A 24,709-nucleotide genomic window follows, 5' to 3' on the forward strand; every position below is an offset into this window, starting at 1 on the left:
ATGAAAAATTTAGATCTATTTCAAAATAAATTAAAAGAGCAACGAGAAGGTTTGTTTACTGCTTTAAAGTCAGAAGATGAAAAAGTTCAATCTGAAGGTTTCGAAACATTTGTAAATGGACTACAAGATATTTTTAAAGATGCTGCTAAAAACTATGCTGAAGAGTTCAGCGCTTTTGATGGCAAAGGTATCACTGCAAAAGAAGTTAAATTCTTTAATGCTATCAATACAGATGTTGGTTACAAAGAAGAAAAATTATTGCCACAAACAACGGTAGATGAAATCTTTGAAGATCTAACTAGAGATTACCCAGTACTTGCTGCACTTGGTTTGAAAAACGCTGGTTTACGTTTGAAGTTCTTAAAATCTGAAACAAGTGGTGTAGCCGTTTGGGGTAAAATCTTTGGAGATATCAAAGGACAATTGGATGCAGCGTTTAGTGAAGAAGAAGAAATTTCTAACAAATTAACCTGTTTTGTTGTTGTTCCTAAAGACTTAGAAGAGTTTGGACCTGCATGGATCAAACAGTTTGTTAAAACACAAATTGAAGAAGCAGCTTCAGTAGCTTTAGAATTAGCGTTCGTTGCTGGTACTGGAAAAGATCAGCCTGTAGGACTTAATAGAAATGTTTCTAAAGATGCAGCAATCGTTGATGGTGTATATCCAGAAAAAGCACCTTCAGGAACATTAACCTTTGCAAACTCTCAAACCACTGTTAATGAATTGACTGAGGTTTATAAATTTCATTCAGTAAAAGAAAATTTAAAACCGTTGTCTGTTGATGGTCAAGTGGTCTTGTTAGTTAACCCATTAGATGCATGGGATGTTAAAAAGCAATACACAAGCTTAAATGCAAATGGTGTTTATGTCACAGCTTTACCATTCAATTTGATTATTGCTGAAACACCTGCAATTGAAGCTGGCGAAGTAATTTCATTAGTAGCAAAACGTTACGATGCTTATATCGGTGGCGGAATTAGCATTTTAGGATATGATCAAACTCTTGCATTAGAAGACTTGAATTTATACGTTGGAAAACAATTTGCTTATGGTAAAGCTAAAGACAACAAAGCTGCTGCTTTATGGAACTTAGTAATTCCACCTGCAACAACTAGCGAAGTAGGAGCAACTGTAGCTGAGTAACAAAACAAAAGGAGGATAACAATCATGGCATACGAACCAACAGTTTGGGAAAAAGGCGACAAAATCAGCATTGCTAGATTAAATAAATTAGAGGAAGCAGTTAAAGAGGCTTCTGATAAGAGTGATGAGATTGATGCATTAAAAAGAAAAGTAGATGCACTACAAGGAGTAGTTGAAAATTCTTCAGGTAATTCAGATGAAATTCAACCACTAAAAGAAACCGTTGAAACCGCGCAAAAAGAAACTGCAAAACAAAGTAAAGCAAAAGGTTAGTCCTAAAATTGGCTGACCTTTTTATTTTGGAAAGGAGAAGTCATGACTGAAGATCAAATAGATGCTTTGTTGCCTATTGTAAAAAAGAGATTGCGTATTACATTTACTCAAGTTGATGATGATATAAAAGACTTCATTGAAGAAGGTGGAGCCTTTTTGCGTGAGAAAGCTGGTGAGATTGATTTTTCAAAAGATTCTCATACTCTTTCAAGCATAAAAGCACGAAGTTTGTTAAAAGAATACTGTCAGTATGCTTGGAATGGTACTACAGCTTTTTATGGGATAGACTATCAAAGCGAAATTATCGCTCTCCAAATTCTTGTTGCACAGGAGGCTTTCTCTAATGGCTAAAAGAAGAGTGGATGAGCTATTAAATGATGGTGTGGTTGAATATGGATCAATAGAAACTTTGAGGAATAATGAAGGTAAAAAGACAGGAGAGAAATTCACGAGTTTGGGATTTCTCTTTTTTAATTTTGCTGGAATCAGACAAGGTGACATAGAGTTTTATGGGAACTTAGATAAGACTGTAGATTTGAAAGTTAAAACTTTCTTTGCTAAAGACGTTCAAAAATCTCATAAAGTTAAGTTTGAAGATGAAGTCTATGAAGTGATTGCTATAGATCCAGATGTAAAAAGAAAATATATGTATTGGTATTTAACAAAGGTGGGTGTATTTGATGGGATTCAGTTTATCAAAGACGATTCAACAAGTTAAAAGTATAACCGGCTATCCAGTGTTTGCTACGGACATGACTAAAGATGAAGTAACTAACAATCCTACTTTTCTAATTTATGACGATAAAGGAGACATTCGTAAGGCTTCTAGTGCAAATCAATATTTACAAGATTTTGTGGTCTCCTTTGTCACTCGTGAAAACATTGAAGTGAATGAATTTGATTTGATTATGGGCCTACAACCATGTGGGCTTATTTTTAGAGAAACTCAAAAAGAATATGGACGTATAGCAGAAACGGATCAAGAAGCCAAAATGGTAACTTTTTACTTTCACCAGTCATTGGTGGTGTGCTAATTGGTTAAGTATTCTCTTGATGACCAACAATCGCAACAGTTAGCAAATGCTATGAAAGAAATACCTGGTAAAGCAGAACGACTAGTTAATGAGACATTAAAAGCTAAAGGTATGAAATTGATGATTCAAGATATTATTCGATTCATACCAACTAGTAACTCAAATAAAAGACATGCAAAAAACAGTAATCCTTTAAAAGGAACAATGGGAAATTTAGGGTTTGTTATTACCACAAAAGGTGGCGCTGCAAAAAACTTAAATTCGTTTGGTTACTTAGTCTTTCCGAATGAAGGAAGAGGACCACATAACCCTATTGCTCAACGTTTCTTTGAAAAGGGAGCAGAAGCTTCAAACGGGAAAATATTAACAGAAGTCATAAAGGCTTTGGAAGAAGCAAATAATTTTAATTAATTAGGAGGAAACAAAAAATGGTAGTAACTACATTTGATCAATATAAAGTAACAAATGGAACTGTCCGTTGGAAAACAGCTGATTCATATGACACATTTCAAAAACTCGGATGTGTAGGTACATTAGGTTTAGAAACCGAACTAAAAACAGTAGTGAAGATATGTGAAGGTGACGAAGTAATGTCTGTAGATATTCCTACTAGAGTTAACGGCACATTAGTTTTACACATGCCAGTACCCGTTTTTAGAAAAGCTTTTGGGTTATCCAACGATGGATTAACTTCAGGCGTTTATTCATACGGAACTAATTCAAGACCTTCAACTGGAATCGTTGCATTTGATGTAGAAGATCTCTTTGGGGAATTGAAGAAGAAAATTGCGTTTCCTAATCTGACCTTTTCCGGTGGAATGAATTGGCAAATTGAAAATGGCGGTGAAGAAATTGCCATGATTGAAACTAGTTTTAAAGCATTAAAAGATACGAATAGTAAATTTTACTATGAAGGTTTTGACTCTGAAATTACGAATGAAGATGTAAAAACTAAATGGAGTGAAGAATTTACACCAGAGTTAGTTAAAAATACTGCAGAAGGTACAGCTGTACAAATGTCTAGAATGGTAGAACCTGAATCAACTGACTTAGAAACAGTAGTTGAAGAAGAATTAGAACCTGAATCAACTGATATAGAAACAGAATAAAGCTAAACAAAAAGAGAGGACATCCTCTCTTTTTTTGTTTATTCAATATAGGAGGAAAAAAGACAATGGAAATTATTTTAAATGATGGTCAAATTGCAAAACTTGATACAAAACTAAATATCAAAAAATTATTAATGATTAACAAGGATTTCAATACAGATGAGTTTGCAACATTAACAATGAATACTAAAAAAGAAGAAGAAATGACAATTACTCTTTATCAAGGTTTACAAGCTATTTATATCTCTTACCGTCAAGCGAACATGACCAATTTTTTACCTTTTGATGATTTTGTCGATAACTATACATTTGATATGTCTGAAGCATTAGAGGCGTATACAGAACTACTTTTTACTCAAAAGAAGAATGACAGTTACAAACAATCTGTCGAAAAAGCTATCAAAAAAAAGTAGGTACAGGAAGAAACTACCAAAATCCTGAATTTAAAATTTCTTCATGGGCCGATGTCTATAGCTTTTATGTAGATGTCTATGAAATAGATCCGTACTTCGTTTTAGAATTTCCTTTGATAGAAGTTAATCATGTTGCTGAAAATAGATCCGCTTTAAAAAACTGGAAGAACTCAGTTGAAGCACAAGCAATGGAAGATGCCAATAAAGGAAGGAGGTAGGAAATGGCAGGAAAAAACCCTGAAATAAAAATTGAGTATAAGGTAGTTAATCAGGCATTCAATCAAGGTCTTAAAGAAATGCAAAGCCAAGCAACAACATTAAATAAAGAGTTTGCGGTTCAAAAAGAACAAATGAAAAATACTGCTTCTGAATCTGAAAAGTTAGAAGCCAGCGTAAGTAAATTGAATCAAGAATATACCTTAGCTGAACAAAAAACAAAAATGGTCGAATCTGCTCTACAAAATACTAAACAGATCACTGGAGAAAATTCTAAAGAAACACAACAGTGGGCTAACAAATTACTTGATGCGCAAAAGAACCAGGAACATTTAAAGAACTCTTTACTCGAGACAAATCAAGCTTTAGATAAAGCCAAACAAGCAGAATCTCAATTGTCTGCAGAACAAGAAAAATTATCGCAAAACACTAAACGGTTAGACACTTTATTTGAAGCTACAGGTAAAAGCTTAGATGACTATACCGATGTATTAGGTACTCGTTTAGTTGATGCTATTCGTAAAGGTGAAGCAAGCAGTGATCAATTAGAGTTGGCCATTAATAAAATTGGGAAGTCTGCTTTAGGTGCTGATGCTGATTTAGGTAAAATGAAAAATGCATTGGACCAAGTAGACAACGGAAGTTCTATTGATGCTGTCAGCCAAGACTTAAAAGAACTATCCACTGAATCAGATAAAACAGCCGATGCTTTAGAAGATATGGGCGATAAAATAAATGCTGGTAATCTTTTAGAAGGCGCTGAAGCTTTAAGCGGAGTAGCAGACAAGGTAACTGAAATAGCTACTGCAGCATTTGATTCCGCAATGACTATTGATGACCTTGCCAGTCGTTACAATAATGCTTTTGGTTTGACTGGAGATGAAGCAGCTAAAACAAAAGATAAAATTGTAGCAATGTACAAAACTGGTTTAGTAGATAGTTACGAAGAAGCAGCTCAAGTTTTAATTGATACAAGGGAACAGTTAAGTGGATTGAATGGAGAATCTCTTGAAGATATCACTAGGAGAGCTGTAGCCTTCACAAAAACATTTGATACAGATATGCCTGAGACATTGCGTGGAGCTAATGGTTTGATGCAAACATACGGTATAACCGCTACTCAAGCTTTTGATTTGATGACCGTTGGAGCACAAAATGGATTAAATAAAACTGATGAATTAGGGGACAACTTAGCTGAGTATGCACCTCAATTTAAACAAAATGGTTATAGCGCTCAACAAATGTTTGAAACGTTAGAAGCTGGTTTAAAAGGTGGAGCCTATAATCTTGATAAGGTAAATGATTTAGTTAAAGAATTTGGTGTAAGAGTTTCCGATGAATCAATTTCAAAAGCGGTAGGTGACTTAGGCGGTGAATGGCAAACTCTTTATACCACCATGAAAAATGGAGGAGCTAGTAATAATGAAATTTTTAGTGCATTAGCAACAAAAATTTCAGAGGTTGGAACAGAGCAAGAAAAGGCTACACTGATTTCTTCTATATTTGGATCACTTGGTGAAGACAATGCGGTACAAGTAATAGAAGCAATGGGTGGTTTGTCTGATGAAATGGGAGACGTTAAAGGTAAATATGATGATGTTTCGGGTGCTTCAGACAAATTATTAGAAGCAAATGATGGCCGTAAACTCACTGAAATGTGGCGGGATTTAACAACTATGCTAATACCTATTGGAGAGCAACTTATGAAGTTAGCTCTTGATTACATGCCTAAAGTAATTAAAGGTATTAAGGGAATGGTGGAATGGTTTAAAAATTTAGGGCCACATGCAAAAGCTATTTTTGAATTTGTTGGTATATTTGCAGGACTGGCATTAGTAATAGCACCTATAGCAGCAGCTATTGTAGGGATAATAGCATTACTAGGATCTTTAGCGATACCAGTTTTATTTGTTGTTGGAGCAATTGCAGCAATCATTATGGCCGTTAAAAACTGGGGAGCTATAACCGATTGGCTTTCAGAAAAATGGAGTAGTTTTACAAATTGGCTATCCGAATCATGGCAACTTCTCTATCAAAAAGCTGGAGAGGTCTTTTCGTCGTTAGGTGAATTCTTTAGTAATTTATGGTCTACCATTATTCAAAACGCTTCAGAAAGCTGGTCTAGTTTCGCAACATCTATTTCAGAAATATGGACAGGGTTTACTGAAGGAGCAGCAAGCTTATGGTCTGGTTTTATTGAATTTTTCGCAGGAATTTGGACTAACATTTCTGCAAAAGCTGTTGAAACTTGGAATTCCTTAGTTGCTTTCATGTCACCAATTATCCAAAATTTAATCAATGTCATTATGGTTCCAATTTCTTTACTACAAGTAGGGCTACAAGCCATCTGGTTATTACTTGTGGCTGGTGCCACCATTGCCTGGGAAGCTTTGAAAATTGCTACTAGTGCAGCATGGGGCTTCATAAAAAAGGCGATTGTTACACCAATTCAAGAAGCATGGTCTGTTGTTTCAGGAAAACTTCAAGAAATGTGGTTTGGAATGGTTGCGAAGTTTGATCAAGTGAAAAATTCAACCGTTGCAAAATGGAATGAAATAAAAAACTCGATTTCAAATACTTTTACTTCAGCAAAAAATACAGTCGTTTCAATTGCATCTGCTATCTGGTCATCTGTAGTTGCGAAGTTTGATCAAACAAAAAATTCTGCCATTGAGAAATGGAATCGAATTAAGTCAGCTGTTACTGAACCACTCAATTCCGCAAAGAATACGGTAGTCAGTGTAGCAAGTGGTATTTGGTCAAGTCTTACTTCAAAATTTGAACAAATAAGAAGTTCAACTGTATCTAAATTCAACTCAGTAAAAAATGCAATCGTTGATCCGATTCGCGAAGCTAAAGATAAAGTGAGTGGATTCATTGAAAGTATCAAAGGATTTTTCAGTAATTTAAAACTGAAGATACCAAAACCAAGTATGCCAAGCATGCCAAGTTTTAGTTTGAAAACATCCTCTAAAACGGTTTTAGGTAAAGAGATAACTTATCCCTCAGGGATCAATGTTAAATGGAACGCAAAAGGTGGGATTATGAATAAACCTACTATCTTTGGTTCTATGGGGAACAACTTATTGGGTGGTGGAGAAGTTAGTGGAGAAAGTGAAGCTATACTTCCGCTTAATGATAAAAACCTTGGTGGAATTGGAATGGGTATTTTGCAAGCTTTAAATAAAGAAAATACAGATAAACATTTGAATTCTACCGTAACAATTAGTCCTATCTATATCACTGTCCAAAGTATGCTAAACGGTAAAATGATAGCAAATGAACTATTAGATCCAATTGATACTGGATTAAATAATAAATCAGGCAGCTTAAACTTTGGAACAACTGGGAGGTTTAGTTAGTGGGATTAAATGTTTTATTAGATGGAATAAAAGATGAAACGGTTTTTCTTTCTGTTGCTAACCGTCCAATTGTTCCTACTGCAAAAAGAAAAATCATTAAGATACCTGTACCAGGACGTGACGGTGACTTAATTAAATTTGAAGGGTATGAAGATGTATCATTGCCGATTGATTTTAATATCTTAGAAGATCGCAATATTAAAGAAGACATTCGGAAGATTAAAGCATGGCTGATGAATAAGTCAGTGCTTTCTTTTTCTGATGATCCCAATTATTTTAGAAAAATTAAAAATATTGATATTGGAAGTATTGATAATGAAGTTGAATTTTACGGAGCCTTTACAGTAGATTTTTTACTTGGTCCATTTGAGCACCAAAAGACTACTGCTAAAACCTATACTACTTCACCAGTAACACTAACAAATCCTGGAACCTATTTCAGCCAACCTTTGATAAAAATTAAAGGAACAGGAACAATAGTACTAACTGTTAATAACGTGGGGATAACTCTTAAAAACTTAACAGATGAAATTATATTGGATAGTGAATTAGAAGAAGCGTATAAGGGGTTAACAGCTAACATGAATGACAGTATGATTGGTGATTTCCCATTATTTGTTCCTGGTAAAAATAGTATTAGTTGGACAGGAGCCGTCACAAAAATAGAAATAGATGAGAGGTGGCGCTATTTGTAGATGATCACTCTATACGATAAATTAGAAACCGATTTTGAACATAATGGAATTGGAAGTCTGGACCAAAATATTATTGATCCTAAAATACATTGGATTGATAATGGAATTTTTTCTTTTGAGTTTGAATACCCGTTGTTTGCAAAGCATGGATTAGAAATAACGAATAGCTCAATCATTAAAGCAAGGGATCCTGAACAGGATAACTTGTTTTTTGTTTATAAAGTAGTACCAAGTATGGGTTATATAAAAGTATACGCGTATCAAATGTTTTATAAATTGGCCTTTAATACCATTACTGATACGTTTATTGTCAATAAAACAGGTCAAGGTTCTCTTTCACAAATGTCTGGAGCCACACAGTACCCGCACAAGTTTAAATTCGCTAGTGATATTTTAAATACAGCTAATTCAAGAGTTGTTCGGAAGAATCCAGTAGAGTTTTTACTGGATGGTAATCTGGATAACTCTTTTGTTAATCGCTGGGGTGGCCACATTATCCGACATGGTTTTAATATTAGTATGAATCAACATTATGGCAGCAATAAAGGCTATACGATCAGACATAAAAAAGACTTGATTGGTTACGAAGCTGTTATTGATGAATCCACAGTAGTAACTAGAATACGTCCTGTTGGGTATGATGGTTTGATATTGCCTGAACTATTCATTGATAGTCCTTTAATCAATCATTACCCTGAACCGCGAATACAAGAGTATGAGTATTCTGATGTAAAGGTAGGGACAGAAGAAGGTGAGTTCCCTACAGCTGCATTGGCTTACGCTGAATTAAGACGTTTAGCTAAATTAGAATACAGTCAAAATAAAGTAGATGTCCCAAACGGTGTATACAAAATTGATTTTGTAAACTTAAAAGAAACTGAAGAATATAAAAACTTTATTCCTTTAAAACAAATTTTACCAGGTGATGTAGTAGCCGTTAAGCACGTAGAAGATGGTGTAAACATCACCGCTCAAATGGTGGAGTACAATTGGAATCCTTTATTAAAAGAATACATTGATCTTACTTTAGGGAATTACGAAAAAAGTTTTACGTCTACGGTCAATAAATTAGATAAAATTCAAACGGATTTAAAAGATCTTAATGATCAAATTGAATTAGTTTATTTATCCGCAAATGGAAAGAACCAAATCCATACAGGAGAAATTGAACCGGTTATAAATCAGAACAGTACTGAAGGTGATTTATGGTTTAGAAAAAATGGCGATAAAACGGAGATGTGGATTCTAAGGAAAGTCAATAGTGCACTACAATGGGTTCTTGAGTTATCAGATGCTACTCAAGAAGAATTGAGAGCAGAATTAGAAGCTATAATTGGACAGGTAGCATTAGATCGTATTAAAACAGAGCAAGATATCAAAAACGCCATTCAAGAAGCCAATGATTATGCTGAATTTTTATCTGTAAAGTGGGATGAAGATTTTAACCTTGAAGTAAATAAAATCAATATAGATATTAATGATGCAAGGACTGCTGCTATTGCTGATGCTAAAAGTTATACGAATACTAAAACGACGGAACTAAATAACTATTTAGAAACCGTCAAACTAGATGTTCTTTCTATTTCGAATAAAGCGAATGATGCAATAATAAAAGCAGATAAATCAATAGCAGATGTAGGGTTTATGAAGCTGGATTTAACTGCAGTAACAACCAGGGCAAATGATGCCTTTAGTACAGCCCAAAATTCATTAACAGAAGCAACTAAAGCTTTAAATAAGGCAACAGCTATAGAGACTATTACAGGAACGTTAACGACTAATTATGATGCTTTAACAAGAACTGTTGGTTTAAAAGCGGATAAAGAAGTCGTTAATATCCTTAATCAAACGGTAGATAAGCATACACTGGATATTAAGGCGAATGCTGAAGGGTTGAAAGTGAAAGCCGATGCTAGTCTAGTTAACACAATAAAAGGTACTGTAGATAACCATACGGCTGAATTAGGTATTCAAGCACAAGCAATCAATGCACGATTGACAACTATACAAGTAGATAATCTTTTATCCACAAAAAAATACGTTAATGAGGCTACTTTATCAGCCACGTCAAATACATGGAGTTTAGCATTAACACAAGTGAGTAATGAGTTGAGTAATTTAAATGTTGGTGACAGAAATCTAGTACTTGCATCTAATAAAACAGTAAAACCGGGAACAAGCTACAACTTCGCCAATTACACATTATCAGAAAATTGGTCGGTTGGTTCAGAGTATACCGTAGTTATTAAAGCCGATTTCAAAACCGGAAAAGACATTGGGGTTTACTATAATGGCGGAACTTTTGTGTTTAAAAGAATTCAGTATGATGCGGTTAAAGGTGTGTATATCGGAACCGGTGTCGTAACCACTGCAAACCTGGGGAGTACAACTGTATTAAACGAAGTTTATTTATTTCAATTTCCAAATGATTCATTTGCCTTAAATGTTGAGTGGATTAAAATAGTCAAAGGAAACAAAGCTTCTGCAGATTGGACACCAGCGCCTGAAGATCAAGCTACGCTTGAACAATTCACAACTTTAGATATAAAAGTAAACGGTATTCAAACGACTGTTGGTGACAAAGCTGATAAAACACAAGTTACCCAATTAGCTAATCAATGGAATCAAACAACAACATTAGCTAATGGACATACGGGTCAAATCAGCAACTTAGGAGAGCAGATTGATTTAAGGGTAGTTAAAGGTGATGTAATTGGGCAAATCACTGTAGAAGCTGGAAGAACGCTCATTAAAAACGGACAGTTATTGCTTGACGCAGACACTTACATCATGGGTACTACTTTTGCAAATGATATTAAAGCCAAATCTTTAGAATCTGTCTATGCTGACATCGCTACCTTAAGAACTAAATTCTTAACAGCAGATGTGATTACTTCCGTTCATTTAAAAGTCGATAATGCCATGATGGATAAACTAACCGCAACTACTGCAGTAGTTAATTATTTGTTTACTAAGACGGCTTTTGTAGATAATTTAAACGCCAAAACATTGACTGCTATTACTGCAAACATTGCGACTATTCGATCTCAAGTACTAATCGCTAATGTTGTAGATGCAACCATGCTTAAAGCTGATGTAGCTACGATAACTAAGTTATTTGCTACAGCAGCTAATGTTAATATCCTGACATCTAATTCAGCCTTTATAACCAATATAAAGGCTATTGATATTTCAGCAGACAAAATTAAAACAGGAATACTAAATGCTGCCAATGTAACTATTATTAACTTGGATGCTTCAAAAATCACTTCAGGTATATTAACGTCAATCAATATTACCGGTTCTAAAATCACTAACCCATTCTCAATAACTGCTGAGGGAGCTACCATGACTGGTACCACTACTATTTCCGGAAACTATACAGTTGATTATAGAATACCTACCACAGGGCAATATGGGAATACCCTCATATCACCAGTTGCTTTGTCGTCAACAAATTATAAAAGTAACGGAACAAAGTTTTGGGGTTGGGAGTTAACCTCTCAAGGCTTAAGTGTTGAATATGAAGGGAAAGCAACGTCTTATACTTCTACAGGATTTACGTTTTATCCTTCTGGTGGAGGAGTACCAGCTAAAGTTGAATACATTGCAGGTAATGCACGTATTGCTATTTCAAGTTATAACGGTGTTGAATTAGGCGCTGTAGTGAATGGCCAACATTCAGTTAGATTTGCAGTTGGTGGAGGAAATGGAATAAACCCATTTATTGATGCTTATGCCCCTATTAATATGAGGTTAAATGATTTAAATAACGTAAATATGATTTCTCTAGTTAATGATTTAGATTCAAAGTCAGGGTCAAGAGTTTTTAACTCAACAGATAATTGGCTGTGGATGGGTGGTAAGTGGGGTACAAGAATTGGCCACTTATCAGACGATGGTAAAACTGTCTATGAAAGAGCAGCTTTTGGTGTCAATGATATTACCTTTTTCAAAAATCTCAATATGAATGGGAACTCTATCACTAATCAATCTGATAGCCGTTTAAAAACAGCAATCAGAGATACAGATTTAAGAGCCTTAGATCTAATTAAAAGTTATCGGTTTGTAGATTTCTTATGGATAAATAAAGATAAGCCACAAGGATTGCAGACTGGTTTGATTGCTCAGGAAACTGAGTATCTAAGTAGTGTAGGACCTGATGGATATTTAGTGTTAGACAGCAGCAAACAAAATATGCTTAATACGCAAGCAATCCAAGAATTAAGCAATATCGTTGATTTAGATTCAGTTCGATTAAGTAAAGTAGAAAAAGAGCTGAATGATTGTATTAACCTAACTGTAGTGAACGAGTTACAACTAACAGATCACGAAAAAAGAATCAAAGAGTTAGAAAAAAAAATAAAAGACCTTGAAGGGAAAGTGGCATAAATGAAAACAATCAAAATGAAGAATGATGCAATTATTAGAACAGGGGAGTTTCTAAAGAAAACTAAATTTAAAGGAGCAGCAAGCCGCGGAGCAATTAAGTTCATAAAGCGACTTGAGGAAAAGCAAAATGATTTTAATGAGGGTATTTTTGTTATTCGAAAAGATTATTTTGAAACTGATGAAACAGGAGAACTCTTAATTAAAGAAAATAAATATACTTTTAAAAAGGATATAACTAAAGAAGGTAAAAAGGAATTTGGTGATCGCTTATTGGAATTAAATAATGAAGAATTTGAAATCAGTTTTTCAGAACATACTAGTAAATTCGAAGCAATGTTTGAGGCTTTAGAAAATTCCGAAGTTGAACTTTGTGGTGAAGATGCACTATCTTATGATGAGCTGTTAGATGCTTATGAATCAAGCGAAGAAGAAGCAAAAACAAATAAAAAAAATAAAAAAGCAAAAACTAAGGAGGAAAAATAATGGAAATCAGATTAAAAACAGCAAATTATAGATATGGTGAAAACGGTGAAGTGGAAGCAGTAACAGTTGATTTTGGAAATGTTGGTGGAAATATTTATATTAGTGGAACAGTCGAGTTTTCAGCTGAAGAATGGGAATCGACTGGTGATAAAGTCAGTAAAATTAAAGGGAAATTAGTTGAAAAAATTGAAGAGTAGCCTTCGGGTTGCTCTTTTTAATTTGAGAAAAGGAAGGTGAATAATGATAAGCAGAATAAAAGAAAGATTGACTAATATTTTTTTCTATCGTTATTTAGCGTTTACAACTACTTTGTTTTCGATTGGATATGGTGGATATCTATTGGATAATCCAAATCTAATAAATAATCAAGTGAGTTATAAGTTTATGAGTGAATTGGCAGATGTATTCGGAAATGTTTTTTTACCAGCATGCTTAATTATAGCTGGAGCACTTAAAATGAGTGCAATTTACTTTAATTGGAAAACTAAACAAATATTTTTAATCGTACTATTATTCATTTGGAGTTTGATTTTTGCCGGATATTTAATCCAACTTATTAACGGCATACCGGCAGTTGGTCTTTATTTTTCTGCTTATGTCATCCTCAATCTTGTAGGTGCTTATGTTGAGGAGGGGAGAACTATTGGAAGGTAGTGATTGGGTTGCTTTACTTGGTGGAGGAACGTTAAGTAGTATTATTGCGGTTATTGTTAGTAAATATTTTGAAAGTAGAAAGGCGAATCGCGATAGAGAAGACGGACTTGATAAATATTGGGTAGACGAAATAAAAAAAGATAAAAAAGATAAGGAATTTGAAATCAAAACTTTGCAAGAAAGAATGGATGACAAGGATGAAGAATTTAGAAAAGTTTATAAAGAGCTAGCTAAAGTATCTTCTAAAGTCGAAGGTTTAGAAAAAGATTTGTCTAATAGCAACAAAGATAATGTCCGTCTTAGGCTTGAACGAAATGCTGCACGTGATGAAGCTAAAAAATGGAAAGAAAGTTTTATGGCTATGCAAATGAAATTTAATGATGCAATGAAAAAAATAGAAAAAATGAAAGAAGGAATTTAAATGAAAACTATTAACTGGAAAGTCCGATTCAAAAATCCACAATTCATTATTCAGCTAATCGTATCAGTATTTGGACCAATATTAGCTTATGCAGGAATCACAGCGCAGGATATCACTTCTTGGGCTATTTTATTTGATTTAATTCTAGCTGCAGTAAGCAACCCATACGTTCTTATTACTATTGCGGTAGCTGTTTATAATGCTGTAATTGATCCAACGACAAAAGGTTTATCAGATAGTAAGCAAGCTTTAAACTATACAGAACCTAGAGAGGATGATAAATAGTGAGCGAAGAAAACAAAGTAGTAATCAATGAAGTTAAGTTTGATCAAGAACTTTACGAAAGAAACTTGAAAGAAAATGACTTTTCACCAAAAGAAACGTATGAGGGTAAAGATGGGAAAGGAGTAGATGAAGAATGACTTTATTGATTACTAAAATGTTGTTGCCTGCTAGCAAATACTATCTGAAATGTCCTAACGCAATGGACCCAATCGGGGTTACGGTTCATGAAACTGGTAATAAAGCTACAGCTATGTCAGAAATCTCTTATATGATCGGAAACGATACATCTACTTCATATCACTTTGCTGTTGATGATACAAGAGCAGTGCAAGGTTTGCCTTTAACTCGTAATGGCTATCATTCAAGTGATGGAAGTCGCGGAACAGGTAATGCAAAAACAATTGGCGTTGAACATTGTTATAACTGGAATGGTAAAGCAACTACTAAAAATGATCCTAAGTATAATGCTTTGTATCAAAAATCCTTGTCAAATGGAATTGAACTAATTGCTCGGTTGTTTATTGATCATCCGAAGTGGGGAACTCCTGAAGCTGGCAAGAATATTTGGAGACACTATGATCATAGTAAAAAGAATTGCCCTCAACGAATGATTGAAGAAGGGTATTGGAACACTTATGTTGCTAGAGTGAAAGCTCGTTATTTAGAATTAAAAGGAGGAAAAACAGTGGTAGTTAAAAGTTTAGCATCAAATCCAGATAAAGAAGGACGTTCAACAAAATTCAAAAGAGGAGATAAGGTGAGGTTATCACCATCTGCAAAAACGTGGCTACGTAGTTCCAGTTTTGATTTAGGTTCATTCAAATCAATTTATGTAGTTGATTGGCTAAACGCAGATGGAACGATTTATATTAAACCAGTAGGTGCTGATTGGGGCGGTAATGTATTAGAAAGCGACATCGAAAATGTTCGCAATAATAATATTATGAAAGATGATATTATTACATTACGTCCACAAGCTACCCATTGGTTCGGTGGTTCTAAATTAACAGATGCAATGAAAAAAGCAGAGTATTCAGTTCGTGAACGTATCAAGGGCAACACATTGTATATTGATAATGGTACTTTCAGAGGTATTATATACGACTGGGATGCTATTAAAAAATAAACACAATAAACCCCTATCTCTTAATTGAGGTAGGGGTATTTTTAGGAGGTTTAAAATGGTGTGTTTAAATGATTTTATACATTTAACTCAAGGTGAATTACTAGTAAAATACTGGTGGATATGGCTAATCATTATAATTATTGCTTTTGTTTATGAATTATTCAAAAATAAAACTGATAAATTTTGAACCTAAGTCACTTACAGCAAAACTCTGATCAATATAAGCACCTTGTCCACCTGATAATAGAGTTCCGAATACTATGTGTAGAAGCCCTAAGTCTGATAATCTATTTATATTTCCCATTACAAGATTTGAATTGCTCTTGTCATGATTATAGAAATCACCTTTGCTCACTTTCTTATACTCATTTTTATTAGAACTGAACAAAATATTTAATTCTAAGTCAGTTAAAGCTGGTAATAACTGTATATAGTATTTTTCTTCATCAAAAGAATCGTTATTAAATCTAAGCAGTACATTTTTAAAAGCTTTTTTATAATTATAAATTTTAGACTGAGATGAGGCTTTTTCAACTTCATCATTTATTGACTCTAAAATACTAATAGCTTCATCAGCATTCTCAGTTTCATGAATAATAGGTAATTTTTCTTTAATACTCTCAATCTCTATGTACAATTCTTCGTAAAATCTTTCCACTCGCTTAAATCTTTTTTCGTTTTTTGCTCCAAAATATAAAGTTTGCAAAGCACCTCCAACAGTAGGAATGCTTACTATACCCGCTTCTATAATAATGTCTTTGCGTTCTTTCCAACTCAATTTCTCATCTTTATCCATATCAACAACTCCTTTCTCGTTTGAGTATATAATATTAGACAAAAAATAACTAAGTAAATAGTAAAAGCCACTTCTTAATTGAGGTGGCTTTTTTGTTTATTTTGATTTGTTTTTTGATTTTTGACTATCCACACCTGCACCAACTGCAACACCAAGAGCCATACCTATAGCAATTCCAATAGCTAGATTATCAAATACCAGTCCTAAAGCAGCACCAAATGAAAGACCTAAAGATATACCTAAAGCAAGATAAGACGTTTCATCTGTCTTCTCCTCAACATTTTTCTGGTTATTTTCTTTATTATTCAATTCTCCCATAAAGAACACCTCCTCCTTATGATTTAATTTTAGCATAGTAGGATAAATAGTCTATTATTTGAATTTAAACTATATAAAATGAACCGTTTTCACTTGTGTGAATTTTTAAAATATGTTAAATTATGTTTATCCAACAATTATTATTTTAGAAGCCACTTCTTAATTGAAGTGGCTTTTTTTTATATAAAATTTTGAGTATAAAGAAACGTAATATATTGTGATAAATCAAAAAAAATGATAAAATTTATTTGTACTTAGACTTTTATACTTAATTGGAACGAGTAGCGGAAACTGCTTGTTCCTTTTTTTATTTATATATAAACAAAACCCTACCTCCTAATTGAGGTAGGGTTATTGTTTTAGTATTCATCATAAAAATCGTGTTTTTTTCCATCATGCTGATTAAAGTACTTAAAAGAACCTTCAATTTCTTTATTACAATCATCACATATGTCAAATGTTCCTTTATCATTAATCTTAGTAAAAACGTTTGTTGAATTTTTACATTCACAATATTCGCTTGGCATATAACCAACTCCTCTTTTCACAATTGTAAACAATCATATTCAAAAAGAATACTTTAATTTTGAATTATAACTTTCTTATGGGGCAATCTTATTCCTTTATAACCCCACGATTGGCGAAGAAGGGTTGGCTGACTATAAATTTTATATACTTGAATGATCAATTGCTTATGATTATTAATAATACATCAATTAATTAGTGATTTTTCTTTGTATACCATGTAAAGTTTAGTAATAAAACCAACATCTTCACCAACGAGGGTATTTAAACGAGAAAAAACTCTTTTCATTTCTGGAGAATCATCAACTGTACTCAAACATTGTAAAGAATCGTCTGATAAGAAAAATAATTCATCTAAAATGTGTTTATAGTCTTTAACAAATTTTACGAATTCATCCTTTTCTGTAAGGAGAACCCCTTTTAAATTAGCGTTACTATCATGTTGTCTTTCTAAGTATTCTCCTGGAGTAATCTCCAAGGCTTCTGATAAAGCTGATATTCTTTCATAAAATTCATTATCTAAGTTAACTAACACAGGTGCACGCTCCTTGCGCTCAATATGCTGTTAGTATAACGATTAAACGAAAAAAATAACATAGATATTAAAATAATACATTTAGAAATAAGAATATTGTGACTAAAAAGTTACAAGTTACAAAAAAAAGCAATGGATATCGCTTTCATAATGTAATAAATGTAGTTTATAATAAAATTATTAAAACATTGTACTTAAAAAATTCCTATTACTCAATTTCATTGCTCTCCATCTCCGGAGCCAATTTATGAGAGTAATTAGAATTTTAGTCACAGTATTTTAAAATAGAGCTCATTTGCTTGTATGAGCTCAAAAAAGTATACGGTATTCTTTTCACGGAGGTTACCGGTAACCCCTAACTTTGTCTCCGCAAAGGTTAGGGGTTATTTCTTTATATTAAAATACCCTCACCGGATGAGTAGTGAAGGTTGGGTATCTATAATATATGCAAATTATCTCAATTGATTTATTTATGTTATGATTATTTTATCATCCTACTCGCTAAGGTTTAGAAATTTAATTTCAGGTCATAATGGTTATGACCTATTTATGACCTGAAAACTAATTATAATAGATTCATCTCAAATGTGTTCAAAATATTTATATCTCTTTTTAACGTAGGTTTAACAGATATATTTATTGTAAATATATATTGTTTCTACTATTATATAGTCCGCGGATAAATATCCAAATGTTGAATTAACGTCACTGTTATAAGGGTTCTAGTGACTAATTCATATCTGCATTTCGTTTATGACCTACTAATGACCTAATTGGCCATAAAAGCTGAAAATTTCTCGGCTGCAATTTCTTCTGTTTCTTTTGTTAAATGAGCATAGACATTCATAGTTGTTTGAATATCTGAATGACCCAATCTTTTTTGTATTTCAAATATGCTCATACCAGAAGAAATACACAAACTTGTGTGTGTATGTCTTAGCATGTGAAGATTAACTTTAGATCCATACATTTTACAAATACGTTCTAAACGCCATTGCATGAAACCAATTGTTTTGGGTCGTCCATCTGGTGCAGCAAAGACAAAATTAGCATCATGATATCCTTTTCCAAAAGCGAGTTTCGATTCGTTTTGATATTGCTTTAGTTTCTTTAGTAGTTCAATTACTAAAGGATCAATAGATATCAGACGATTTGATGCCTCGCTTTTTGGTGTATTTAGTTCGTATCTTTTATTTGAATTTCCATCTGTAAACAACGTTTTATTGATGTCTAAGGTATTGTTTTTGAAATCTATATCATTCCATTGTAAAGCTAAACCTTCACCAGCACGCATGCCGGAGTAGGCTAATAAATGTAGATAAGCTTGTTCAATATCAAGACTGTATTTATTAACGTTTTCTAAAAAATTAATAAGCTCAGGTTTATTTAAAAATTTTATTTTATTTTGCTTTTTATCACTTAAGGTTTTAACTCTTCTAGGTAAGCCGACATCAATAGTAGGATCTATGTTAATTAGTTCGTATGTCTTAGCATAGCGAAATACCATCTTAACAACTTGGAAAATATTAATTACTGTGCCTCTTTTATATTTTCCGCTTTTGCGCATATCTATCTTTTCTTCATTGTCTAATAAGTCTGCTATCATATTTTCAACTTCTCTACGCTTTATATCTTTTATTCTTCGATTTCCAAAATAGGTGCAAGCTGTATTTATTTTCGATTTTTGAGATTTGATTGTTGATTGTTTGACTTCATTATTATGTTTTTCAAGCCATTCAATAGCGACTGCTTCAAAAGTAGAATTAGTATCATTAACGATACCGCCATTTTTTACAGCTGCCTCAAAATCAACTGCTGCATCTTTTGCTTGCTTTTTAGTTTTAAAACCACGTCTTGTTGTTGTAATAGCTTTACCAGATTTATCATAACCAGAAACGGCTTTAAATAAATAAAGAGATCCTTTAGTTTTTGTTGTATATTTTTGTATACTAGCCATTTATTTTTCTCCTCTCTATGTTATAATTGGATATAGCAAATAGCACCGTATGACAGCGTGGCATTTTGCAGAATATTAGGTTGAACACTCCTCAATTTTAGTCGGTGGGGGAGTGTTCTTTTTTTGTGTATATTAATGTAAATTGATTGTTTCTGTTTCTGTTCCAAAAGCTCCTGTAGATACTTCTAACTGAGTTTTTGTAGAGTTTGCTTGTTCTTCAGAGATGTCAAACGCTATTTTACCTTGCATTTCAATATCGGGATTCAAGTTTTCTAAGAAGAAAGAATTTGTAATTTGACCATCTTCACCTTGGTTCGCTGACATAGAACCAGTAGCATCTGCTTCAAAACTTTTATCTCCTTCTTTCAATTTGAAAAAAGAACTATCAACCATTTTTGCTTCGTTTCCGTTATTTTTAACTGTTACATCCACAATCAAGAAAGTTCCTTTAGCTTCTGTGGGCATGATGCTTGGACCAACTGATTTGCTAACTTCCATTCCGTTGACAGTATATTCCATATCTCCTACAGTCACTAAATCACCAACTTTAAATGTTGATTCTTCTTTTGCTGGTGTTGAATCTTTTGTTTCAGTCGCGTCTTTGGTTTCTGTAGTATCACTTACAGTTTCTTCTCCACCTAGACTACCACCTATAATAGCGATTAATATAACAGCTACAACCCAAAACCAAACTTTCTTGTAAAAAGGCTTCTTAATTCTTCCTTTAACTTCGTTACCATGTTCGTCAAATAATTTTCTTTTCGCCATTTTAATTCCTCCAATGTATATGTATTTTTATTATCCCTGATGGTTGGCAACCTTCAGGGATAACTTAATTATATCTATTTATATTGATAACGCTATATTTATTTGCTATTTTTATTCAAACTCTAAATCCACTATCATTTCATCTAAACTTTCTAAAGCCTCGTTCTTTTCTATATAATTAATCCAAGATTGATATGGATCAGCTGACTTCGAATTAATAACAGTTTTGAATTTATCGTAAACATTTCTCATTAATTCAACCCAAATTTTATCTATAGCTCTGTCAATTTTATTTTCATTCCACCGCTTTTTTTGTGGACGTCTAGCATTTCTTGCTAGTTGATCTTCCATCGCTTTTTGATAAAATATGTTTTTACCAGCAAAATTAGAATCCATATATTCTACAAAATCTTTGAAATTCATCTTTTCACCCCTATATTTTAATCGTAATTAATAATTGAAACTATAACTTTTCCTAATATATTTAAATTATCTGCACTTTCGTAACTTATCACAACATCTGAAAAGCTATCATCAGAAGAATCAGGTCTAAATATAATTCGTTTGTTTTTCTCGTCATTAAGATATCTTTTCATAGAAAATTCGCCATTATCTGAAAAAACTACTATATCGTTCTTCTTTAGGTTATTAACTTCCCATTTTTTGACACCTATCATTGAATCATGTGGAATAACATTATTCATAGAATCCCCATTTACTTTCATAATCAATATATCGCTATGACCTGCGTACCCATTCATAATTACGTCTGGTAATTCTATATCTTTTAAGTCATCTTCAAATACAGCTTCTATTGTACTTGGTAAACCTGCCGCAATAGAGCCATTAAACAGCTTATATGTTCTTGATGGAATTTTGTTTAAAGTGCTTATAAATTCGATATCTTTATAAGTGGTATCAATATCGCTTTTACCTACACCAAAATAGTCAGCAATTTTTTGTAAAACTGCATGTGATGGTTTTGATCTTAAATTAATATAATCACTCATTGTAGACGGACTAATTCCTATTTGTTCAGATAGTTCTTTTTGAGATATATCATTTTCGTTTATAAGTCTTTTTATGTTACTAGCAATAATTTTTTTTTGATTGTTCATTATTATCCTCCTATAAAACCGTTACCTGTTAGGTATATATAGATTATAGTATGTATTTTTCGTAATGTAAATGGTTTTGATTAAAATATTACGACAATTTCGTATATAATTGTTGACTATACGTTATTTTCGTATTAAAATGTTTTATATAGAGAGGAGGTACCAAAATGAAAAAACAAAAAACTTTAAAGGAACTGCGAGAACAATATGGTATTTCTCAAAGTAAGCTAGCAGAAGCCTTTGAAGTATCGTCTAGTACTATATATAATCATGAAAAAGATTCTTCTAAGATTTCTGATTCTCTATTAAAAAAATATATGTACACATTTGATATTAAATATGATGATATTTTTTTAGGAAACAAATACGATATTTTCGTATTTGAAAATAAAAATAAATCTACTGTTTTTGAAAGAGCAAAAGATTTAACACCTTAGATTGAAAGTGAGGAGGAAAAAGTCATGACTGAATTACAAGTTTTTAATTTCGAATCTAGTGAAGTCAGAACTCAATTTATTGATGATGAACCTTGGTTTGTTGCAAAGGATGTTTGCGATATTTTAGAAATTTCAAATAACCGTGACGCTGTTAGCAGACTAGATGATGATGAAAAAGCTACTGTCGGTTTAACCGACGGCAGCCAAATTAGAAATTATTCCATCGTTAATGAATTTGGTTTATATAACTTAGTATTATCTAGCCGAAAACCAGAAGTGAAAGTTTTTAAACGTTGGATTACGCATGATGTAATACCTGCTATTAGAAAGACTGGTGGCTATCAAGTTAAAAGTGATCCCTGGGATGCATTGAGCTTAATGTTCGAAGCGTCTAAACAAACTAAAGAAGAAGTTGATGAGGTGAAAACTAGAGTCGTCAATCTAGAAGAGAACGTATCAATTGATCCAGGTAAGTATAGCTACATTGGTAAATGTATTTCTCAAAAAGTTAGACAGATTGGTAAAGAAAGACAATGGTCCATGAATAAAAAACAAATCGCTTTGTTATACAAGGATATTAATAAAGCAGTAGCTGAGGTTTCAGGAGTAAGAACTAGATCCCAATTAAGAGAAAAGCACTTTGATAAAGTAATGGACTTAATTGATGATTGGGAACCTTCAATTGCTACCAGAATGTTGGTACATGCTTTAGAAGATATAGAAGTATTTCCGAAGAACGAGGAGGAATATTGATGAATAAATTATTTAAAACAGTAATTACCCTCACAGCTATTGGAGTAGCCGTGAAGGTCGTTAGAAATATACCGAATAAAATTGACAGAGGAACTCTATCCGGTAAAAAAATGAATTTAATTAATAGTAATCGTGGAAATCTCTCTTAGGACTTGAAAGATCAGATTTGTAATAACCGCTAGGCTGCATTACTAAATCAAAATTAGTGTCCATATTCTCAAAACCATTAGGAGTTGTTGTGTAAACAAAAATAACTCCGTTATCAAAAGTAGCTCTAATGACGGTATTACCATTATTTTTAATCGTTTTTCCTTTTGATTAAAGTTGCATCTTGACCATCGTAGTTGAATGTTCCGATATTCATATTCGCCAAATTTTATCACCTCCTTATCAATTATTTCAGCAGGCCACTTGCTGATAAGGATATTATCTCACTAATAAATAACAATTGGAATAGAAAAAGGAGGGCTGAATAATGTCAATCCAACTTCAATTATCGGACGACTTAATTGTAACGAATAAATCCCAATTACGAGAATTAATGCAAGAAATGCAAATAGAAATTATCAAACAGTATGATGCGGAAAGCCCAGCAATGACTATGAAGGAAGCTTCCAAATACATTGGAGTAAGCGAGCCTACTATCAAAGATATGTTAGACAACAAAGAGATACCAGGTGTTAATGTAGGCCGTATTTACCGTTTTAACCGTTATGAATTAGATAAATGGTTAGCAGGAAAGAATTAGGAGGAATTTTATATGTCGTTAGAAACAGTAAAAAAATTAATCTTAGTTTCAAATATGTATTTCTTCGGTACAAGAAAAGTAGGACCTGGTTATGCATTTTGGTATGGATTGTTGTTGGAGCATTCGTAATAAGTTTTATAACACTATTACTAGCTTGGATATTTTTAACTATAAAAAAAAGCCTAACAAATTGGCATATTTGCTAGCGAGATAAAAAGATTTATTTAATAACATTACAAACATTTTATCATTAATGGTCAAAAAATGAAAGAGACGGTGTATTGAAATGGGAGACAAAATAAAAATTGAAGGAGTTCTATCAAAAGGGTACGGGATCATCCCAAAACTTGTTATGAAGGATAGCGACTTAACAATTGAAGCCAAAGCTATATACGCTTATATAAGTCCTTATGCAGGTAGCGGAAATTCAGCATTTCCAAGTGTTAGTCTAATTTGTTCAGATTTAGATATTAGCGAGAACAGATTCCATAAACACAAGAAAGTTTTAGTAGAAAAAGGATACATTGAAGTGAATAGAGAACGCACTAGTAAAGGCTCTTGGGGCAGTAATGTATACACAATAAACAGCGTTATTAATTATCAACCATCCCTTCAAATGACGTGATGGACGAACCAACACATCAAAACCCATGCATGGATAAACCAACGTTGGATAACCCATGCTTGGAAAATGAAGTCACTAATAATAACAGTTTTAACTAATACAGTTCTATTAATAACAGTTCTATAAAACAACAACAACGGCTTCAGATAATCAACCAAATTTCATAACTACTTGGAAGAAAATGGATTTGGCGATATAACCCAAGACCATATAAAAGAACTAGGAGAATGGATTGCTAATTTGATGATAACGATTCGATTATTATCAAAGCAATTAAAGTTGCTAATGATTTAGGAACAGACAAAAGAAATATGGCTTACTTAAGAACTATTTTGAAAGACTGGAAAAATAGAGGTTTTAAAGTTGGTGAAGACTTTGATGCTGAAAAGAAACGGAAGTCAGAAAAACAAGCTAAGAAGTCAGCCCCTAGAAATAACTTCAATAAAGGTACTGTACGAAAAGAAACTATTCCAGAACACATTATGAATCCTGATGTAAAAGAAACTCCAATGAGTGAAGAAGA

32 protein-coding genes are annotated in these 24,709 nt (G+C 33.0%); 24 read left to right on the plus strand and 8 right to left on the minus strand.

Annotated features, from left to right (window positions below; all coding sequences use genetic code 11):
* The 18 genes from BR65_RS13235 (at position 1) to BR65_RS13315 (ending at position 15,606) form a co-directional block, all read left to right on the plus strand.
* On the plus strand, positions 1-1,143 hold the full coding sequence (locus BR65_RS13235) for a phage major capsid protein (protein ID WP_051932798.1): 1,143 nt from the start codon (positions 1-3) through the stop codon (positions 1,141-1,143).
* Positions 1,144-1,167: 24 nt separating this feature from the next.
* Positions 1,168-1,416 carry a hypothetical protein gene (locus BR65_RS13240; protein WP_034538552.1) on the plus strand — a complete coding sequence of 83 codons (249 nt, stop codon included), beginning with the start codon at positions 1,168-1,170 and terminating at the stop codon, positions 1,414-1,416.
* A gap of 42 nt (positions 1,417-1,458) precedes the next feature.
* The gene (locus tag BR65_RS13245) at positions 1,459-1,767 is read left to right on the plus strand and encodes a hypothetical protein (RefSeq protein ID WP_034538553.1); all 309 of its coding nucleotides are present in this window, start codon (positions 1,459-1,461) and stop codon (positions 1,765-1,767) included.
* On the plus strand, positions 1,760-2,134 hold the full coding sequence (locus tag BR65_RS13250; RefSeq protein ID WP_034538554.1) for a phage head closure protein: 375 nt from the start codon (positions 1,760-1,762) through the stop codon (positions 2,132-2,134). Before BR65_RS13245 ends, BR65_RS13250 begins: the two co-directional genes overlap by 8 nt.
* Positions 2,097-2,450: a hypothetical protein gene (locus BR65_RS13255; RefSeq protein WP_034538555.1), complete on the plus strand. Its 354-nt coding sequence runs from the start codon at positions 2,097-2,099 to the stop codon at positions 2,448-2,450. Before BR65_RS13250 ends, BR65_RS13255 begins: the two co-directional genes overlap by 38 nt.
* Positions 2,451-2,861, plus strand: a complete 411-nt coding sequence (locus tag BR65_RS13260) for a hypothetical protein (RefSeq protein WP_034538556.1) — start codon at positions 2,451-2,453, stop codon at positions 2,859-2,861.
* A gap of 17 nt (positions 2,862-2,878) precedes the next feature.
* Positions 2,879-3,559 carry a hypothetical protein gene (locus BR65_RS13265; RefSeq protein WP_051932800.1) on the plus strand — a complete coding sequence of 227 codons (681 nt, stop codon included), beginning with the start codon at positions 2,879-2,881 and terminating at the stop codon, positions 3,557-3,559.
* Between the two features lie 65 nt (positions 3,560-3,624).
* A complete protein-coding gene (locus BR65_RS13270; RefSeq protein WP_034538557.1) occupies positions 3,625-3,972 on the plus strand; it encodes a hypothetical protein in 348 nt (115 codons plus the stop codon).
* A 221-nt stretch (positions 3,973-4,193) separates the two neighbouring features.
* Entirely contained in the window at positions 4,194-7,550 is a 3,357-nt protein-coding gene (locus tag BR65_RS13275) for a phage tail tape measure protein (RefSeq protein ID WP_051932802.1), read from the plus strand.
* Positions 7,550-8,245: a distal tail protein Dit gene (locus BR65_RS13280; protein WP_081901390.1), complete on the plus strand. Its 696-nt coding sequence runs from the start codon at positions 7,550-7,552 to the stop codon at positions 8,243-8,245. Before BR65_RS13275 ends, BR65_RS13280 begins: the two co-directional genes overlap by 1 nt.
* Positions 8,246-12,637 carry a phage tail spike protein gene (locus tag BR65_RS13540; RefSeq protein WP_051932804.1) on the plus strand — a complete coding sequence of 1,464 codons (4,392 nt, stop codon included), beginning with the start codon at positions 8,246-8,248 and terminating at the stop codon, positions 12,635-12,637.
* Positions 12,638-13,120 (plus strand): DUF1617 family protein, encoded by a 483-nt coding sequence (locus BR65_RS13290; protein WP_051932806.1) that lies wholly within the window; start codon positions 12,638-12,640, stop codon positions 13,118-13,120.
* Positions 13,120-13,317 carry a hypothetical protein gene (locus tag BR65_RS13295; RefSeq protein ID WP_034536384.1) on the plus strand — a complete coding sequence of 66 codons (198 nt, stop codon included), beginning with the start codon at positions 13,120-13,122 and terminating at the stop codon, positions 13,315-13,317. Before BR65_RS13290 ends, BR65_RS13295 begins: the two co-directional genes overlap by 1 nt.
* 43 nt (positions 13,318-13,360) lie before the next feature.
* Complete coding sequence (locus tag BR65_RS13300) at positions 13,361-13,774, plus strand: hypothetical protein (protein WP_034538558.1); 414 nt, start codon at positions 13,361-13,363, stop codon at positions 13,772-13,774.
* Entirely contained in the window at positions 13,764-14,195 is a 432-nt protein-coding gene (locus tag BR65_RS13305; RefSeq protein ID WP_034538559.1) for a hypothetical protein, read from the plus strand. The genes BR65_RS13300 and BR65_RS13305 overlap by 11 nt, the downstream gene beginning before the upstream one ends.
* Positions 14,196-14,480, plus strand: coding sequence for a phage holin (locus tag BR65_RS13310; RefSeq protein WP_034536389.1), 285 nt, complete (start codon positions 14,196-14,198; stop codon positions 14,478-14,480). It begins immediately after the preceding gene.
* A complete protein-coding gene (locus BR65_RS13870; protein WP_156098835.1) occupies positions 14,480-14,617 on the plus strand; it encodes a hypothetical protein in 138 nt (45 codons plus the stop codon). Before BR65_RS13310 ends, BR65_RS13870 begins: the two co-directional genes overlap by 1 nt.
* Positions 14,614-15,606 (plus strand): N-acetylmuramoyl-L-alanine amidase, encoded by a 993-nt coding sequence (locus BR65_RS13315; RefSeq protein WP_051932607.1) that lies wholly within the window; start codon positions 14,614-14,616, stop codon positions 15,604-15,606. The genes BR65_RS13870 and BR65_RS13315 overlap by 4 nt, the downstream gene beginning before the upstream one ends.
* 157 nt (positions 15,607-15,763) lie before the next feature.
* Here BR65_RS13315 and BR65_RS13320 read toward each other — a convergent pair whose 3' ends face one another.
* The 8 genes from BR65_RS13320 to BR65_RS13350 form a co-directional block, all read right to left on the minus strand.
* Positions 15,764-16,402 carry a hypothetical protein gene (locus BR65_RS13320; protein WP_034536391.1) on the minus strand — a complete coding sequence of 213 codons (639 nt, stop codon included), beginning with the start codon at positions 16,400-16,402 and terminating at the stop codon, positions 15,764-15,766.
* 96 nt (positions 16,403-16,498) lie between these two features.
* On the minus strand, positions 16,499-16,720 hold the full coding sequence (locus BR65_RS13325) for a glycine zipper domain-containing protein (protein WP_051932609.1): 222 nt from the start codon (positions 16,718-16,720) through the stop codon (positions 16,499-16,501).
* Positions 16,721-17,079: 359 nt separating this feature from the next.
* A complete protein-coding gene (locus tag BR65_RS13995; protein WP_169741889.1) occupies positions 17,080-17,247 on the minus strand; it encodes a hypothetical protein in 168 nt (55 codons plus the stop codon).
* A gap of 185 nt (positions 17,248-17,432) precedes the next feature.
* Positions 17,433-17,780 carry a hypothetical protein gene (locus tag BR65_RS13330; RefSeq protein ID WP_034536392.1) on the minus strand — a complete coding sequence of 116 codons (348 nt, stop codon included), beginning with the start codon at positions 17,778-17,780 and terminating at the stop codon, positions 17,433-17,435.
* Positions 17,781-18,549: 769 nt separating this feature from the next.
* Entirely contained in the window at positions 18,550-19,737 is a 1,188-nt protein-coding gene (locus BR65_RS13335) for a tyrosine-type recombinase/integrase (protein ID WP_034538518.1), read from the minus strand.
* A 132-nt stretch (positions 19,738-19,869) separates the two neighbouring features.
* Complete coding sequence (locus tag BR65_RS13340) at positions 19,870-20,505, minus strand: DUF4352 domain-containing protein (RefSeq protein ID WP_034538520.1); 636 nt, start codon at positions 20,503-20,505, stop codon at positions 19,870-19,872.
* A 111-nt stretch (positions 20,506-20,616) separates the two neighbouring features.
* Complete coding sequence (locus BR65_RS13345) at positions 20,617-20,928, minus strand: hypothetical protein (protein ID WP_034538522.1); 312 nt, start codon at positions 20,926-20,928, stop codon at positions 20,617-20,619.
* Between the two features lie 17 nt (positions 20,929-20,945).
* Positions 20,946-21,623: a helix-turn-helix domain-containing protein gene (locus tag BR65_RS13350; RefSeq protein WP_051932786.1), complete on the minus strand. Its 678-nt coding sequence runs from the start codon at positions 21,621-21,623 to the stop codon at positions 20,946-20,948.
* A 167-nt stretch (positions 21,624-21,790) separates the two neighbouring features.
* Here BR65_RS13350 and BR65_RS13355 point away from each other — a divergent pair, with 167 nt between their 5' ends.
* From BR65_RS13355 to BR65_RS13375, 6 genes are all read left to right on the plus strand, one after another.
* Positions 21,791-22,060, plus strand: coding sequence for a helix-turn-helix transcriptional regulator (locus BR65_RS13355; RefSeq protein WP_034538523.1), 270 nt, complete (start codon positions 21,791-21,793; stop codon positions 22,058-22,060).
* Between the two features lie 24 nt (positions 22,061-22,084).
* Entirely contained in the window at positions 22,085-22,813 is a 729-nt protein-coding gene (locus BR65_RS13360; RefSeq protein ID WP_034538525.1) for a BRO family protein, read from the plus strand.
* Positions 22,813-22,962 carry a hypothetical protein gene (locus BR65_RS13875; protein WP_156098873.1) on the plus strand — a complete coding sequence of 50 codons (150 nt, stop codon included), beginning with the start codon at positions 22,813-22,815 and terminating at the stop codon, positions 22,960-22,962. The genes BR65_RS13360 and BR65_RS13875 overlap by 1 nt, the downstream gene beginning before the upstream one ends.
* A gap of 326 nt (positions 22,963-23,288) precedes the next feature.
* A complete protein-coding gene (locus BR65_RS13365) occupies positions 23,289-23,561 on the plus strand; it encodes a helix-turn-helix domain-containing protein (protein WP_034538528.1) in 273 nt (90 codons plus the stop codon).
* Between the two features lie 286 nt (positions 23,562-23,847).
* Positions 23,848-24,186 (plus strand): helix-turn-helix domain-containing protein, encoded by a 339-nt coding sequence (locus tag BR65_RS13370; RefSeq protein WP_051932808.1) that lies wholly within the window; start codon positions 23,848-23,850, stop codon positions 24,184-24,186.
* 272 nt (positions 24,187-24,458) lie between these two features.
* On the plus strand, positions 24,459-24,709 hold a 251-nt coding region (locus BR65_RS13375; RefSeq protein ID WP_244877196.1), incomplete at its 3' end, for a DnaD domain protein.

Origin of the sequence: Carnobacterium inhibens subsp. inhibens DSM 13024 (assembly GCF_000746825.1) — a bacterium.
GTDB lineage: Bacteria > Bacillota > Bacilli > Lactobacillales > Carnobacteriaceae > Carnobacterium_B > Carnobacterium_B inhibens.

Excerpts from the sequence above, each read along its gene's own strand:
- BR65_RS13340 (WP_034538520.1), bottom strand. The coding sequence starts at position 20,505 with ATGGCGAAAAGAAAATTATTTGACGAACATGGTAACGAAGTTAAAGGA.
- BR65_RS13255 (WP_034538555.1), top strand. The coding sequence starts at position 2,097 with ATGGGATTCAGTTTATCAAAGACGATTCAACAAGTTAAAAGTATAACC.
- BR65_RS13250 (WP_034538554.1), top strand. The coding sequence starts at position 1,760 with ATGGCTAAAAGAAGAGTGGATGAGCTATTAAATGATGGTGTGGTTGAA.
- BR65_RS13240 (WP_034538552.1), top strand. The coding sequence starts at position 1,168 with ATGGCATACGAACCAACAGTTTGGGAAAAAGGCGACAAAATCAGCATT.
- BR65_RS13300 (WP_034538558.1), top strand. The coding sequence starts at position 13,361 with ATGATAAGCAGAATAAAAGAAAGATTGACTAATATTTTTTTCTATCGT.
- BR65_RS13275 (WP_051932802.1), top strand. The coding sequence starts at position 4,194 with ATGGCAGGAAAAAACCCTGAAATAAAAATTGAGTATAAGGTAGTTAAT.
- BR65_RS13360 (WP_034538525.1), top strand. The coding sequence starts at position 22,085 with ATGACTGAATTACAAGTTTTTAATTTCGAATCTAGTGAAGTCAGAACT.
- BR65_RS13355 (WP_034538523.1), top strand. The coding sequence starts at position 21,791 with ATGAAAAAACAAAAAACTTTAAAGGAACTGCGAGAACAATATGGTATT.
- BR65_RS13295 (WP_034536384.1), top strand. The coding sequence starts at position 13,120 with ATGGAAATCAGATTAAAAACAGCAAATTATAGATATGGTGAAAACGGT.
- BR65_RS13995 (WP_169741889.1), bottom strand. The coding sequence starts at position 17,247 with ATGCCAAGCGAATATTGTGAATGTAAAAATTCAACAAACGTTTTTACT.
- BR65_RS13310 (WP_034536389.1), top strand. The coding sequence starts at position 14,196 with ATGAAAACTATTAACTGGAAAGTCCGATTCAAAAATCCACAATTCATT.
- BR65_RS13365 (WP_034538528.1), top strand. The coding sequence starts at position 23,289 with ATGTCAATCCAACTTCAATTATCGGACGACTTAATTGTAACGAATAAA.
- BR65_RS13235 (WP_051932798.1), top strand. The coding sequence starts at position 1 with ATGAAAAATTTAGATCTATTTCAAAATAAATTAAAAGAGCAACGAGAA.
- BR65_RS13245 (WP_034538553.1), top strand. The coding sequence starts at position 1,459 with ATGACTGAAGATCAAATAGATGCTTTGTTGCCTATTGTAAAAAAGAGA.
- BR65_RS13325 (WP_051932609.1), bottom strand. The coding sequence starts at position 16,720 with ATGGGAGAATTGAATAATAAAGAAAATAACCAGAAAAATGTTGAGGAG.
- BR65_RS13875 (WP_156098873.1), top strand. The coding sequence starts at position 22,813 with ATGAATAAATTATTTAAAACAGTAATTACCCTCACAGCTATTGGAGTA.
- BR65_RS13345 (WP_034538522.1), bottom strand. The coding sequence starts at position 20,928 with ATGAATTTCAAAGATTTTGTAGAATATATGGATTCTAATTTTGCTGGT.
- BR65_RS13315 (WP_051932607.1), top strand. The coding sequence starts at position 14,614 with ATGACTTTATTGATTACTAAAATGTTGTTGCCTGCTAGCAAATACTAT.
- BR65_RS13290 (WP_051932806.1), top strand. The coding sequence starts at position 12,638 with ATGAAAACAATCAAAATGAAGAATGATGCAATTATTAGAACAGGGGAG.
- BR65_RS13350 (WP_051932786.1), bottom strand. The coding sequence starts at position 21,623 with ATGAACAATCAAAAAAAAATTATTGCTAGTAACATAAAAAGACTTATA.
- BR65_RS13370 (WP_051932808.1), top strand. The coding sequence starts at position 23,848 with ATGGGAGACAAAATAAAAATTGAAGGAGTTCTATCAAAAGGGTACGGG.
- BR65_RS13540 (WP_051932804.1), top strand. The coding sequence starts at position 8,246 with ATGATCACTCTATACGATAAATTAGAAACCGATTTTGAACATAATGGA.
- BR65_RS13335 (WP_034538518.1), bottom strand. The coding sequence starts at position 19,737 with ATGGCTAGTATACAAAAATATACAACAAAAACTAAAGGATCTCTTTAT.
- BR65_RS13320 (WP_034536391.1), bottom strand. The coding sequence starts at position 16,402 with ATGGATAAAGATGAGAAATTGAGTTGGAAAGAACGCAAAGACATTATT.
- BR65_RS13265 (WP_051932800.1), top strand. The coding sequence starts at position 2,879 with ATGGTAGTAACTACATTTGATCAATATAAAGTAACAAATGGAACTGTC.
- BR65_RS13270 (WP_034538557.1), top strand. The coding sequence starts at position 3,625 with ATGGAAATTATTTTAAATGATGGTCAAATTGCAAAACTTGATACAAAA.